Below are 13,417 nucleotides of genomic sequence, written 5' to 3' on the forward strand. Positions count from 1 at the left end.
ATTCCATTTCCTCTTTCACCCTGTTTTGAAACATCATTTAGTCAGAGTCTGCTATACGTTTCGAAATCGGGTGGATAAGTAAGCTTTGAATGAGGATCGATAGGAAAATCACACCGAATGTCAATGACAGGACAGCATCGGCTGCATCTGTTTCAGCAGAAGTGGCAAGACTCAGCAACAGTGCGACAGAGACACTTCCTTTGATTCCTGAAAAGGTGACAAGTAACTTTTCGCTGAACTTCAATTGCTTCCGGTAGCGTGGAAGAATCGACGATGCCGCCCAAACGATGACGAAACGGCAGAGCAGCATCAAAAGGAACGTAAGGGCGACGGCCCAACTATGTTCCCAATGGAAAAAGCCGAGGAATTCCGTCCCGATCAACAAGAACAAAATGGACAGAATCGCGGGCTCGACGACTTCCCAGAACCCGTTCAAATAAGAACGATAATCCTCTTCATGCCGCGAACGTTCCATTGCACGGGAAAGGAATAGACCAGCGGAAATTGTCGCAAGCAGCCCAGCCATGTGCAAGGATTCTGCGAGGTAAAAGCTGCCATATGCCAGAATGATGCTCAGCATCACTTGGTATTGGTGATGGCGGATCAAGTGCAGCACGCGGCTGAAAAGAAAGCCGAAGATCGCACCGATGACGAGACCGCCACCTGCTTTGACAATGAAATCCATCAAGAACGTCCCGATCTGGAACGACTGATCCATCAGAAACATGGCAGAAACCGTCGTGAACACGACTGTGCTCATGCCATCGCTTGCCAAAGATTCACCTTCGACGATCTCCTCGACCTTCTTGTCACGTTCACTTTCCTGCTGGATGGCGATGACTGAAACGGAATCGCTCGGCATAAGAATGGTCGCAACGACAAGTGCTCCTGCGAACGAAAGCGAAGCAAAGCTCAGCAAGTAAATCGAAGAGCCGAGGAGAAAAACCGCCGCCAATAGCCCGACAGTCGAAATCAAAACGATGACGCCGGCATTCTTCTTCAGCCAAGCTGTATCGAATTGATAAGCTGCGGTAAATAACACAGCCGGTAAGAACCAGTCGTGGATCAATTCATGTGTCGGTCGGATGTCCGAAAAGAACGTGAAAAAAGACAGCCCGAAGCCGACCAGCAGCAAAGCTACAGGCACCGGGAAATTTTCCTGTTTCTTATCGATTGTAAAGACGAGAAATCCGATGAACAAAAAGACGATTACATGCAGCAAGCTCACATGGTCACCTCCAGCATCTCATTACCTTTGCTTGTTCCCATTCGGGTGGTCGGTTAAACAAAGGGGAAAGTATTTACGAAAACCTCATACCTGCGATAAAGCCCCATAAAAAAAGAACTGGCAGCTAAACCGGCTCTTCTTTCTCATGCAATTACTGGTCCTGCTCTGTGTAAATCAATACCGCGTCCCGCAGGAATTCTGCTGCGCCCGGATACGCGCGTTCATAATAGGCAGCAAAACGTTCATCACCCACGTACATTTGCGCGAGTCCTGCGTGTGCTTCCTTGCTGTAGCTCGGCCAGGTGAAGGAGAGCCAGCGCTTGTGAAGTTCCGCAACTTTTTGAGCAACTGGACTTGCCGGGTCGCCGGTTTTGCAGGCATCTGCCAATGTATCCAGCACTTCCTGTTCGAGTTGCTTGAATGCCTTGTACTGTGCTTCGCTCATGTTCAGCAATTTGGCGTTGGATTTATCGACCGGTTCGTCCCTATACTTGCTGCGGATCTCGCTGCCGTACTGTTGCTCATTGTCTGCCACAAGTTGTTTCTTGAAGCCTTCAAACTTTTCGTCATCAGCCATTTCAATCATTCCTTCCGCTGTGGAAATGGTGGCTTCCACATTACTGATCAGGAGATCCAGCTGTTTCCGTTTAGCAAGAAGCTGCTGCCGGTGCGAATACAGAGCGGCCGTACGATCGAACTCCGGGTTGTTGACGATGTCCTGGATACTGCCGAGGTCCAGTCCGAGTTCACGGTAGAAGAGAATCTGCTGCAGTTTATCCACTTCCATCTCGCCGTAAATCCGGTAGCCGGAAGCGCTTTTCCGCGCAGGCTTCAATAAGCCGATCTCATCGTAATAACGGAGCGTCCGCGAGCTGATTCCTGCCAGTTTCCCAAGTTTCTGGATGGTATATTCCATGTTGCCACCTCCTGATAAGTTGACTTTACACCTTGACGTAACGGCAAGGTCAAGCGGTGTACATAAAGATTCCTGGTAAAAGTTCAAAAAAACCCGCAATGGAATATCCATTGCGGGAGTTGATCAATCTTCTTTGTAGAAGACTTTGTCTACGTTGTATTTTGCTTTGTGTGCGTTGATCAAATATGTTTCGTAAATCTCGCGCTCCATCGGGTCTTCAACGATCGAGACCGTGATGCGATGCACTTCGTCGCGGTGATTCTTCAACGGTGACACGCTGTCATCGAAATGCTTCTTCACGCGCTGGCGCAATTTACGTGCCTTGCCGACAAATAGTAATTCTCCGCTATGATTGAAGAATTGGATGATGCCGCCTTTGTCACGAGGGATTTCGTGCAAGTCGATGAAACCATAGATCGGCTTGATGACTGCCTCGTCGCCAGTGATTTCCTGTTTGCGCTGAGTGATGGTGATATCTGCTTTTGGTGGTGTAATGTTAATCATGTTATCACGTCCTTTTTATATCGCTCATTATAGCATAAAAGTGCAAAAAGATGAATGATGGCAATGACGCTACACAAATTTCGGTTTGACGGGTAAAATGGGGGATGGAGGTGGCAATATGGACATTACAAATTATGAATATCATATCATTAACGACCCGACTGGCATCATGGCCGGACAGCGTTATGAATTTTTGATCGATATCGAAGTGGAAGAAGACGATGAACTGTACCAGGAAGGCGGCGTGGAACTGCGTCTGATCTTTGCGATTGATGGAGAAAAGGCGTGGGTCGCTCAGCATCACTTCGTCGGAAAACTGACAGAGAAAGTTTTGGAATTCGGTCTGGAAGAAGACGAAGAAGCGGAAGTTGCGGCATTTTGCCGTTCGAAAATCGGGAACTAAAAAATCCGTGCGGAATGTCCGCACGGATTTTTCTCTTTAGATGTGTGTTTCGATGTCAGCTTCCGCTTTTAATTCATCGATGCGATCATACACGGCATCCGAAACGTTTTGCTGCTCGAGTGATTGGCGGATGATCGGTGCCATTTCTTCGAACGCAGGTGTTTCTTCTTCCGTGCTCGCTTCAGCGAATCCATCATATGCTTCTTGTACTTCTTCGTCTGTCACTTCCGCGGCTTCGATGTTTTCCGCGACATAGCTTTCATATAGCAACTGCTCGCGGATCTGTACGCGCATATCGTCGAGCGTGAAGTCGGCTTTCTCGAGCGAAGCGTTCATTGCTTCCTCATCTTCGAAACTGCCTTTGAGCTCTTCAATGCGGGATTCGACTATTTCTTCATCTGCTTCGTGCCCATTGGCAAGAGCATCTTGGATGATCAGTTTGTTGCCGACGATGACGGCAAGTGCTTGTTCTTTGATCAAGGTGATGTTCTCAGTGCTGTCGGCTTTTTGGCCTTTCGTCTCGAGTGAAGCTGTCAGCTGACGCGCAACACTGTTGAAGACGTTGCCATTGATCTCTTCTCCGTTTACTGTCACGACGACAGCATCGGTCGGTTGTTCCACAGAGTCGGTAACTGCTTTCTGTTCTGTCGCTTCTTCAGTTCCAGGATCTTCAGCAGGTGTTTCTTCATTATCTGAGCAAGCTCCCAAGACGAAAGCCAGGAAGAAAGGTGTTAAAACGAATGACCATTTTTTCATGAATGTAAGGCTCCTTTAGATGTTTTCTCGTTAAAGTAAACCATATTTATTGTAAGGATACAATGGTTTATCACTACTTATGAGTGCAAGGTCCGTTGCTTTGCGTGCACGGACTGTTATAATAGTAGAAATATTGAACTTTCACCAGAGAGTCTAACAGATGGAGGGAATCACATGGAAAACAATCACATCAACCCGCGTAAAACATTGGAAACGATTCAGCCATATTCGCCAGGAAAACCGATTTGGGAAGTACAGGAAGAACTCGGACTCGACCGCGTCATCAAATTGGCTTCCAATGAGAACCCGCTCGGCCCATCACCGAAAGCTGTCGCAGCAATCCAGGATGGGTTGGCTGACTTGAACCGTTACCCGGATGCGGATGCAAGTCATCTGAAGACTGCAATCGCTGCGCAATACGGTGTCACGAAAGAGCAAGTCATTACGACGAACGGAGCGGATGAGCTCATTACGCTCATTTCCGAAACGTTCCTCGACCCGGGCGATGAAATTGTCGTACCTTCTCCATCTTTCAGTGAATATGATTTCGGTGCACATATCATGGGCGCTGCAGTCGTGCCTGTCCCGTTCAGTACAGACTTCGAATACGATATCGACGCGTTAATCGCAGCGGTCACGGGCAACACGAAGATCGTCTACTTGTGCTCACCGAACAACCCGACTGGCACGTACTTGAAGAAAGCGGAAGTTGCACGTCTCCTCGACGCGTTGCCAGCGCATGTACTTGTCGTCTTTGACGGCGCCTACAGCCAGTATGCCGATGCCGAGGACTACACGAACGGTGTGGAATTTGTCCAAGCAGGCTATCCGGTTGTCGCGCTTCAGACGTTCTCGAAAATTTACGGAATCGCAGGCGTGCGTGTCGGCTACGGCCTTGCATCCAAGTCGATCATCTCCTCGATCCTGAAAGTGAAAGAGCCTTTCAACGTCAACAGTCTTGCGCAGATCGCTGCCGCTGCAGCTATCGAAGATACGGAGCACGTCCAAAATTCGTATACAGCTAACCGCGACGGGCGCGAATGGTTCTACAGTAAATTCGAAGAGCTCGGACTGTCATACACGAAGACGATGGCCAACTTCATTCTGGTGGAAGTCGGATCGGACGGTGAACGGATTTACGACGAATTGATGAAAAAAGGCATCATCGTCCGCTACGGTAAAACATGGGGCTTACCGCAGCATGTACGTGTAACGATCGGGACGCCGGAAGAAAATGCATACTTCATCGAGGTGTTAGGGAGTCTGCTTGCATCACGTGTGTAAAATGAGATAGAGAGGCTGCAGGAAAACGATTCGTTTTCCTGCAGCCTCTCTTTTTTATTATCGCTCGGCAAGAAGATTGCCGAGTTTTGCCGCATCTTCATCCGTCAAGATATAGACGCCCGTCAATGAAGCGGGTACTGTCTGATAACGTCCGCCGGGACTGCCGTGGCGCACCCACAGCAAATACTCTTCCGTCGAACCGCCATCATGCGTGAGCGTCACGCGGTAGTTCGGTGCTTCAGCGGTTGTCGGGCCTTCGTGGAATTCGCCCCGCTCGAAAGCAGTCAGGAAAGCTTCGATGTCTTCTTGTTTCTCGAATGTCTTATCCGTTGAACCAAGGTTGCTTGCGTCAGTTACAAAAATGGAAGTCACGTTCTGCTCATCTCCTTTATCGCTGGAATCTGACGTATCGGCGTTATCTGTGCCGCAAGCGGCCAGTAACAAGATCGAAAGTGAAATGAAAGTGAGGAATTTTTTCATTGATGAAACCCTCCTTTCTTCTATCTAAACAGACGTGCGTGTGAATGGAAAGTTCCAAGCCTTTTGTTTACGAGCGGGGTGAAGGGGAAAACCGAGAGAAAAAGGATGAATGCGATGATATACGAATGTGCCATCATCGGAGGCGGCCCTGCTGGACTGAATGCGGCGCTTGTGCTCGGTAGATCGCGGCGCCGGACGATTGTATTCGATGATGATCATGGACGCAATCTCGTGACGCGGGAGTCACACGGTTTTTTGACGCGGGACGGGATCAGACCGGAAGAATTGAAACGGCTCGGACGTGAAGATGTAGCGAAATACGATTGTGTGGACATCGAGCCGAAACGGATTATCAGAATCAATCGCGTGACTGAGACGCATTATGAACTGACGACAGCGGATGGCAGTGTTTACCACAGCATCAAGATCATCATTGCGGTCGGGCTGAAGGAAAAGCTGCCGAACATTCCCGATATCGAAAAATTTTACGGGACGAGCCTGTTCAGCTGTCCTTATTGTGATGGGTGGGAGTTGCAGGAGCAGCCGCTTGCTGTCATCGCGGACAAGATGGTCTTTGACCTTGCGAAGAAAGTGTACAATTGGAGCAAGGATCTCGTCGTGTTCACGAACGGCGAAGGACGCTTGGAAGAGTCGGAGAAATCCAGGCTCGAAGCGAAAGGCATCATCGTAAGGGAAGAGCGCATCGATGGACTGGAAGGCAAAAACGGGCAGTTGAGTAATGTCAGGCTTGAAGACGGAACGTTGATTGAACGGTCTGGCGGCTTCACGACACCGCTCTGGACGCACGCTGCAGACTTTGCGAAGGAGCTCGGCTGCAAGCAAAACGAATACGGCGGCATTACGACGGACGAATACGGCCGGACCAATGTATGGAACGTCTATGCTGCTGGAGATGCAGCGCAAATCGTCCCAGCCCAGCTGATTATCGCCGCCGGCAACGGAAGCGCGGCCGCAATCGGCGTCAACGGTGATTTGACGAACGAATATTTCGATCGTGAATGAAGCGCCAGACGCCGTACTGCAACAAGAAGACGCCGAGTGCAGTGAGCGACAGGTTGATGTAATAGAACCATCCTTCCCCGAAGACGTTCAGCAAAGTGTCAGCTGTAGGCGTCTGCTCCAAATATAAATAATTGGCATCGATCAGCGGATTGACGAAGACGCCGATCACGAAGGCGTAGGCAAGCAATAAACCATAGACGAAGAACACCGAACGGAACGTGATGAAAGGCGGCTTCGTGAGCGCAAGAAACAAGCATGCCCACGGGATGGTGGTGTGATGGACAAAGAATTTCCAAAACCGGTAATGCTCATAATCGTAGGGCACGTCAGGTGTCACAAGTGCCAGGAACGCCGGCGCGATACCGATGAAAAAAGAAATCTGGATCCACCGTTTGTTCAGCGTGACGAGCGCGATGGCCGCTGTGATGGAAGCGACACCACATAAGTGAAGCGGAACATGGGCGGCAAAACTCCAGATGCCGTTGGAGATGGTCCATATTTGGTAGGAAACTTCCGACAGTACGAGTAGCGTAAATAAAAGCCAGCGCAGCCATTGGAAGGATTCCGGGGAATGCTGCAATGGCTTTTTCGCGCTGACAAGAATGAACAGTCCAGCAGTCGCTATCAAAAGCACGAGCCAGTGACTCAATCCAAACGGCTCGAACATGGAAGTAGAGGTCAAACCGAACCAATCGCTCATCTCAATGCCCCTTTCGGAGGAAAGACAGAATTATTTGGCTAAATTGTAACATTGGAAGCATCGCTCCGTCTAATTGGATATCAAGTGAAAAATGGGGGCTGGATCCAGATGAAAAGAGTGATGATGACAATCGGATTGGCAAGTATGTTGGCAGCTTGTGGAACTGCAGAGCAGCCGTCTGATCCACCAGCATCAGGGGGCGAAGAATCAGTGGAGAAGAATATCGTCAGCGGCCGGGAAATCATCGCTTCGCTCGAACAGACGGCGACGGATACGACGAAGCGCGATGAACAGGCAACCGCGGTGAAGGAAGACGAAACGTTTAAGGACGGCTATATGGGTGAACCGACAGAGGAGCTTGCAGAAGATATCGCTGTCCAAAACATCGAAGGCTTTGCGGCGACGACTGCGCTGGAAGAAGTATACGGTGGCTACGAGGGAGTCAATGAAGCAGGCATCGTCTTCTATGAAAATCAGGCGAGCGGGGCGGATCAGTCCGGTATCTGGTTCGGTGTGAAAGAGCTGGATGAGCGGTTGGATGAATGGCTCGCGATTTTACAGAAAAAAGTGGATGCAGGCGAGATATTGGCAGAGCCGATCTATGTTTTTCAGAGTGAGCATTCCCAGAAGGACTTGGAAGATTGGAGCTACAGAGCAAGTAAGAAGCTGCGTCCGATGCAGGAAGCGAATCACCGGCCGGACATTGCGAATTACGGGATTGCTGCAGACACGATCACGGGAGCGCTGAGAATCGAGCATAATTTCATGAGCGAGGAGCAGCAAGAAGAATTCAAAGCAGCGTTTCCAGATCAGGAGGTGACATTTGAAGTATACGGCGAAATGGTACCAGCTCCGGGTGAACCGGATGTCCATTACCCAGAACCAGCGATTGTAGCGGAATTGCCAGAGGAAGGCCTGTATATTACGGAAATGCAGGAAGAAGGAATCCTTGTCGGCAGCACCAATTTCTACTTTGCGGATGCGGATGAGAAATTGGAAGTCGGCCAGCGTGTCAACGTAGAATCGACAGGAATGATCGCTACGTCCGATCCAGGGCAAGGCACGGCAATTGTCGTACGGGTGCTGCCGGCTTATCAGCCTGAAGGAGCTGAGCGGACAGATGCTGAAGTGATTCGCCAGGCACTTGAAACATCCCCTGGGGAAGAGATGCGCTATTATACGATCAACCGTGTTGAATACGATGCGGCGAGCGGGGAATGGCTCATCGAATTGAATCAGGACGGGGAATCGTTCGAAGTCGTGCTCCCGGATTGAACGCCTATCAGTTGCGCATGTTTGGCGAGCTGGGGTAAACTGCTCACAAAGGGATACGGGGGGCGGAATAGGTGGACGATCTGAATATGCTGTCGATGCTTCCATGTGTGGATACGGAGCGGTCCATCGAAGCCGGCCAAATCAAGATGGTGCAGAAGGAATACGAACTGCGCCTTTACAAAGACACGCTCATCGCTTCGACGACCGAATACGCACTTGCCAATGTTTGGGACGTTTCCTACAAATCGTTTTCGGAACAAACGAGTCTGCTGTATTTGCACACGCACCGCGGTGTTCATGCGTATAAGACGCATGTGGATCCGGATCATTTCGTCACGACGTTCAAGCGGATCAAAAATGATCATTACTAAAAAAAACAGCTGCGTACTCCCAGAAATAGGGGGTGCGCAGCTGTTTCAGTTTTCGTCCAAAGAAGCACTTGCAAGAGCGCGTTCTTTTCTGCCATACAGGAAGTAGTAAAGGGCGGCGACTGCCAAAATGAAGCCGCTCAGGATGGCATAGAGCTGACTGTAGCCAGTCGAAGCGATGAGAAAGCCGAGCAAGTAAGGACCGAAGCCGAGCCCCGCGTCCATAAAGATGAAGAATGTCGAAGTCGCGAGTCCCATCCGGTGCGGTGGGGTCAGCTTGATTGCCACTGCTTGAGTGGTCGACTGCATATTTCCGAAGCCGAGACCGATCAAGGCAGCCGCAATCAACAAGTCCACGCCACTATCCGCTGTGCTGAGAAAAAATAATCCGGCAGCGAAAATCAGGAAAGCCGGATACATGATGAAGTTTGCCCCTTTCAAATCCATCAGGCGCCCGGTGAACGGACGCGACACGAGGATCGAGATGGCATACACCAGGAAGAAGAAGCTGGCAGTTTCGACAAGGTCAATTTCGAGCGCATAGAAGTTGATGAACGATAGGACGCTAGCATAGCCGAGCGATACCGCGAAGGTAATGAAGGCGATCGGCACCGCTTTTGGTTCGATGTAATTGGAAATCCGGAATCCTTTCTTTGCGTCAAGATTAGGCGGCTGTTCCATTGGTGGGACAGTAACGAACAGCGAGACGATAAGAGTGAACACACCAAGCAGCATGCAGAGCGTGAAAATCAGTGAGTAGCTGGAGTACTGGCTCATCATCAGTCCGATGAAAGGCCCGACTGCAGCAGCGAGCGTTGCGCTCATGCTGAAATAACCGATGCCTTCGCCTTTTCTGGAAATCGGGATGATTTGTGCAGCGATGGTGCCGGCTGCGGTGCTCGCGATACCAAGTGCGATGCCGTGAAGGAAACGAGTAACCACCAGGAATGATAAGCCGATTTCCACGAAATACAGCGAGGCGGTCAAGGTGAATAATGCGAGTCCAATGATGAGTGTGCGTTTGCGTCCGATTTGATCAAGGATACGTCCGATGAACAGGCGCCCGATCAAGACACCGATGATGAAGAGCCCTGTCACAAGCCCGGCTTCGCTGGTCGAAGCATCGTATTGCGCCACCGCGTAGACGGCGATGGTCACGACAAGGAGATAGAACACGAGGGTGAGCAGAAAATTGATCGCCGCCGCGGTGATGAAATCTTTTGTCCATAGTTTTGGTTTGTTTTTAGTCAAGGTGTCTGTGTCACTCCCAGGAAAGAAAGGTGTAGTTTTGTTCCAATGATAAGCCTGCTTATGATTCCTCTTTAGCATAACAAACTTTGTCCATGTAAAACCCCTGAATCGGCTGAAATGGAGGTGTTTTTCCTGAAAATTGAAGTGCAGCCGAAGTTTTTTGTTGACAGAGCCCCAAAAAAGGAGAAAGCAGAAACACTTCGAAGCGCGAGATGGAAGAGCCGCGGCGCGCCTGCACAGATTGCGGAATACTGCTCATACTGGACGGTGCACGTCTCGGCTACGGGCCCTCCGAAGGCAATGACCTGCTGCTTCCGGACATTGCGGCGCTCTGCGACGTGTTCTACATCGGCGGGACGAAAGTCGGTGCGTTGTTCGGTGAAGCGGTCGTCATCACGAACCCTGCGCTGAAGAAGGATTTCCGCTGCATCATCAAACAGCGCGGGGGTATGCTTGCGAAAGGGCGGGTGCTCGGCATCCCGTTCGAGACGCTGTTCGAACAGAGAGAAGCACGATCATGTTCGACTACACAGTGGAAACGAATAAAAGCTGGGATGAAGCGGTTCGGGATCTGGAAACGAATCTGAAGGACGAGAAATTCGGGGTGCTTTGGAATTTTGATTTCGGAAGTGTTTCGGAAAAATTATCTGTCTTATATAAAAAGAACGAAGGGCTGCAAATAGACGATGAAGGAAAGTTCATCAAACGGGTGACGGAAGGGTTGAAAGAGCAGCCGAATGCCTATGAGGATATCCGGCAGACGAATATGGGCAAAATCAATCCGCCGGCAGATGAAGCAAAAGAAATGGAGACAGGTCCGAACAATTGCGCAGTATAATAGAGAAGGAACGGATAATTCTTGACGCCGGCAAGTTGGAGTTTTAAACTGACTGCAGGCGAATGAATGATCCATTTTTAGTGCATGAGCCAAATACTTGATTGTATACCCTTATGGGTATACGATCAGGGTATAAAGTTAAGAGATTCAATACAGGGAGGCAAGAATGATGGAGTACGATAAACAAATCCAAAATAGATTGAAGCGGATCGAAGGCCAGTTGAAAGGCGTACTGCGCATGGTAGAAGAAAACGATGACTGCCGCGATGTTGTTACGCAATTGTCTGCTGTCCGTAGTGCAGTTGACCGCGCGATCGGGGTCATTGTCAGTGAAAACCTGGAACAATGTGTACGCGACAGTGTCAGCAAAGGCGAAAGCACGGATCAGCTGGTAAAAGATGCAGTGAGTCTGCTTGTCAAAAGCAGATAAGAAAGTTCGTCAAACTTTCGGGTTGAGGAACTTTCATTTCGGATGTTAATATACCCCATGAGGTATTTGACTTCCTTGTTGCTGGAGCCGGTAAGCTTTTTTTATTTAATGATTTTTATACCCCGTGGGGTAAAAAGAGGAGAGAAATAGATTGGAACAGAAAAAATCAACGAACATCATTTTATTCAGTGGAGATTACGACAAGGCGATGGCGGCCTACATTATTGCAAACGGGGCAGCAGCCTACGATCACGAAGTAACGATCTTCCATACATTCTGGGGATTGAACGCACTTCGGAAAGACAATCCGCCGGCAGTGAAGAAGAATATGCTGGAAAAAATGTTCGCTAAGATGATGCCGCGCGGTGCGGATAAACTTGGGCTTTCCAACATGAATATGGCAGGCATGGGGCCGAAGATGATCAAGCACGTCATCAAAGAGCATAATGCGATGACGATGCCGCAGCTGATCGAAATGGCGCAGGAACAGGACATCAACCTGGTGGCATGCACGATGACAATGGATCTTCTTGGATTGAAACAGAAAGAATTGCTGGATGACGTCACTTACGCCGGCGTAGCCGCTTATCTTGCAGATGCAGAAGACGGCCAAGTGAATCTATTCATCTAATAGAAGGAAAAGAGGGAAACCATGGATACCTGGTTAATGATTTTAATCGGTGCAGTCATCGTCTTTATCGCTTACCGCGCCATGTCACCGGCAAAAGGCGTCAAAACGATATCGACGGATGAACTGAAACCCGAACTGAAGAAAAAGGGAATTCAATTCATCGATGTGCGGACGCCGGCTGAATTCAAGGCGAACCGCATCAAGGAATTCAAGAACATTCCGCTTAACGAATTGCCTGGAAGGGTCGGTGAACTTGATAAGAATAAAGAAACGGTTGTCATCTGCCAAAGTGGCATGCGAAGCAGTAAGGCAGCAGCAATCCTGAAGAGAAACAGTTTTGAAAATGTCATCAATGTCCGAGGCGGCATGGGAAGCTACCGCCCGTAATTCATAGGAGGATTTACTAATGAAAACAATGACTGTAAAAGAAGTACAAGATTATATGAATACGAATAAAGAAGTTTCAATTATCGATGTAAGAGAAGCAGAAGAAGTGAAGGCCGGCAAGATTCCAGGTGCCGTGAACATTCCGCTTGGTCTATTGGAATTTCGCCTGCAGGATATCGACAAATCGAAAGAACACATCATGGTATGCCGCTCAGGAGGACGTAGTGGAATGGCCTCAGAACTGCTGGAAAGCCGCGGCTACAAGGTCGTCAATATGGAAGGCGGTATGCTGGACTGGGATGGGCCGACTGAATAAGTAAATTTTTTTAAATGAAGATATACCCCCGAGGGTAAAAAGGAGGAATTGGCATGATTCAAACAGATAAATTATTGGATGCAAAAGGACTTGCATGCCCAATGCCGATCGTGCGCACAAAAAAAGCGATGAACGAAATGGCACCAGGCGAGGTCATCGAAGTACAGGCAACAGATAAAGGTTCATTGGCTGATATGAAAGCCTGGGCGAAAAGCAGCGGCAATCAATATCTTGGTTCATCTGAAGACGGAGACGTGCTGAAGCATTATTTGCGTAAAGCAGACCAGTCCGAAGAAAAAGAGGAAATCCGTTTCCCGCATACTGTGACTAACGCTGAATTGCAGCAAGAGTTAAATCGTGATGATGTCATCGTACTGGACGTCCGCGAACCGGCAGAATATGCATTTGGCCATATCGAAGGTGCAGTTTCCATTCCGCTTGGCGAGTTGGAAAACCGCACTGCAGAATTGGACGCTGAAAAAGAAGTGATCGTCATCTGCCGTACAGGCAACCGCAGTGATTTCGCAGCTAAACAACTGGCGGACAAAGGATTCACTCGTGTGAAAAATGCTGTCGAAGGCATGACGCAGTGGGACGGCGCAACTGAACAAACAGGAGGTTTTTAAA

At 49.3% G+C, this 13,417-nt stretch carries 17 protein-coding genes and 2 pseudogenes; 12 read left to right on the forward strand and 7 right to left on the reverse strand.

Features of this window, described 5'->3' with window-relative positions; translation table 11 throughout:
• Window positions 1–37: 37 nt before the first annotated feature.
• The 3 genes from GIW82_RS09700 to GIW82_RS09710 all read right to left on the reverse strand — a co-directional run bounded on the left by GIW82_RS09700 (window position 38) and on the right by GIW82_RS09710 (window position 2,648).
• Entirely contained in the window at window positions 38–1,228 is a 1,191-nt protein-coding gene (locus GIW82_RS09700; RefSeq protein ID WP_370456190.1) for a cation:proton antiporter, read from the reverse strand.
• 151 nt (window positions 1,229–1,379) lie between these two features.
• On the reverse strand, window positions 1,380–2,144 hold the full coding sequence (locus GIW82_RS09705) for a MerR family transcriptional regulator (RefSeq protein ID WP_154749760.1): 765 nt from the start codon (window positions 2,142–2,144) through the stop codon (window positions 1,380–1,382).
• A 123-nt stretch (window positions 2,145–2,267) separates the two neighbouring features.
• Window positions 2,268–2,648: a nucleotide excision repair endonuclease gene (locus GIW82_RS09710; RefSeq protein ID WP_154749761.1), complete on the reverse strand. Its 381-nt coding sequence runs from the start codon at window positions 2,646–2,648 to the stop codon at window positions 2,268–2,270.
• A gap of 118 nt (window positions 2,649–2,766) precedes the next feature.
• Between GIW82_RS09710 and GIW82_RS09715 the strand changes: the two genes are divergently transcribed.
• The gene (locus GIW82_RS09715) at window positions 2,767–3,051 is read left to right on the forward strand and encodes a DUF6509 family protein (RefSeq protein ID WP_154749762.1); all 285 of its coding nucleotides are present in this window, start codon (window positions 2,767–2,769) and stop codon (window positions 3,049–3,051) included.
• Window positions 3,052–3,087: 36 nt separating this feature from the next.
• Here the strand turns inward: GIW82_RS09715 and GIW82_RS09720 are convergent, their stop codons facing one another.
• A complete protein-coding gene (locus tag GIW82_RS09720; RefSeq protein ID WP_154749763.1) occupies window positions 3,088–3,807 on the reverse strand; it encodes a SurA N-terminal domain-containing protein in 720 nt (239 codons plus the stop codon).
• A gap of 174 nt (window positions 3,808–3,981) precedes the next feature.
• Between GIW82_RS09720 and hisC the strand changes: the two genes are divergently transcribed.
• The gene (hisC, locus tag GIW82_RS09725; protein ID WP_154749764.1) at window positions 3,982–5,091 is read left to right on the forward strand and encodes a histidinol-phosphate transaminase; all 1,110 of its coding nucleotides are present in this window, start codon (window positions 3,982–3,984) and stop codon (window positions 5,089–5,091) included.
• A 57-nt stretch (window positions 5,092–5,148) separates the two neighbouring features.
• Here hisC and GIW82_RS09730 read toward each other — a convergent pair whose 3' ends face one another.
• A complete protein-coding gene (locus tag GIW82_RS09730; RefSeq protein ID WP_154749765.1) occupies window positions 5,149–5,571 on the reverse strand; it encodes a YhfM domain-containing protein in 423 nt (140 codons plus the stop codon).
• A 105-nt stretch (window positions 5,572–5,676) separates the two neighbouring features.
• On the opposite strand from GIW82_RS09730, the gene GIW82_RS09735 reads away from it, so the two are divergent.
• Entirely contained in the window at window positions 5,677–6,594 is a 918-nt protein-coding gene (locus tag GIW82_RS09735; protein WP_370456191.1) for an NAD(P)/FAD-dependent oxidoreductase, read from the forward strand.
• Here GIW82_RS09735 and GIW82_RS09740 read toward each other — a convergent pair.
• Window positions 6,554–7,294, reverse strand: a complete 741-nt coding sequence (locus GIW82_RS09740; RefSeq protein ID WP_154749767.1) for a YwaF family protein — start codon at window positions 7,292–7,294, stop codon at window positions 6,554–6,556. The two genes, GIW82_RS09735 and GIW82_RS09740, sit on opposite strands and share 41 nt — an antisense overlap.
• A gap of 108 nt (window positions 7,295–7,402) precedes the next feature.
• Between GIW82_RS09740 and GIW82_RS09745 the strand changes: the two genes are divergently transcribed.
• Window positions 7,403–8,569, forward strand: coding sequence for a DUF3221 domain-containing protein (locus tag GIW82_RS09745; RefSeq protein WP_154749768.1), 1,167 nt, complete (start codon window positions 7,403–7,405; stop codon window positions 8,567–8,569).
• 71 nt (window positions 8,570–8,640) lie between these two features.
• The gene (locus GIW82_RS09750; protein ID WP_370456192.1) at window positions 8,641–8,940 is read left to right on the forward strand and encodes a hypothetical protein; all 300 of its coding nucleotides are present in this window, start codon (window positions 8,641–8,643) and stop codon (window positions 8,938–8,940) included.
• 45 nt (window positions 8,941–8,985) lie between these two features.
• On the opposite strand, the gene GIW82_RS09755 is transcribed toward GIW82_RS09750, so the two are convergent.
• Entirely contained in the window at window positions 8,986–10,188 is a 1,203-nt protein-coding gene (locus GIW82_RS09755; RefSeq protein ID WP_154749769.1) for an MFS transporter, read from the reverse strand.
• Window positions 10,189–10,388: 200 nt separating this feature from the next.
• On the opposite strand from GIW82_RS09755, the pseudogene GIW82_RS09760 reads away from it, so the two are divergent.
• The 7 genes and pseudogenes from GIW82_RS09760 to GIW82_RS09790 form a co-directional block, all read left to right on the forward strand.
• Window positions 10,389–10,688 (forward strand): annotated as a pseudogene (locus tag GIW82_RS09760) (low specificity L-threonine aldolase); the annotation flags it as partial.
• 125 nt (window positions 10,689–10,813) lie between these two features.
• A pseudogene (locus GIW82_RS09765) lies at window positions 10,814–11,026 on the forward strand (MBL fold metallo-hydrolase); the annotation flags it as partial.
• 169 nt (window positions 11,027–11,195) lie between these two features.
• Complete coding sequence (locus tag GIW82_RS09770; RefSeq protein WP_154749770.1) at window positions 11,196–11,456, forward strand: metal-sensitive transcriptional regulator; 261 nt, start codon at window positions 11,196–11,198, stop codon at window positions 11,454–11,456.
• 151 nt (window positions 11,457–11,607) lie between these two features.
• On the forward strand, window positions 11,608–12,087 hold the full coding sequence (locus GIW82_RS09775; protein WP_154749771.1) for a DsrE/DsrF/DrsH-like family protein: 480 nt from the start codon (window positions 11,608–11,610) through the stop codon (window positions 12,085–12,087).
• A gap of 21 nt (window positions 12,088–12,108) precedes the next feature.
• Entirely contained in the window at window positions 12,109–12,474 is a 366-nt protein-coding gene (locus tag GIW82_RS09780) for a rhodanese-like domain-containing protein (RefSeq protein ID WP_154749772.1), read from the forward strand.
• A gap of 19 nt (window positions 12,475–12,493) precedes the next feature.
• Window positions 12,494–12,790 (forward strand): rhodanese-like domain-containing protein, encoded by a 297-nt coding sequence (locus GIW82_RS09785; protein ID WP_154749773.1) that lies wholly within the window; start codon window positions 12,494–12,496, stop codon window positions 12,788–12,790.
• 53 nt (window positions 12,791–12,843) lie between these two features.
• On the forward strand, window positions 12,844–13,416 hold the full coding sequence (locus tag GIW82_RS09790; RefSeq protein WP_154749774.1) for a sulfurtransferase TusA family protein: 573 nt from the start codon (window positions 12,844–12,846) through the stop codon (window positions 13,414–13,416).
• The last annotated feature ends 1 nt before the right edge of the window (window position 13,417 follow it).

This window comes from Planomicrobium sp. YIM 101495, from assembly GCF_009707665.1.
Taxonomy (GTDB): domain Bacteria; phylum Bacillota; class Bacilli; order Bacillales_A; family Planococcaceae; genus Planococcus.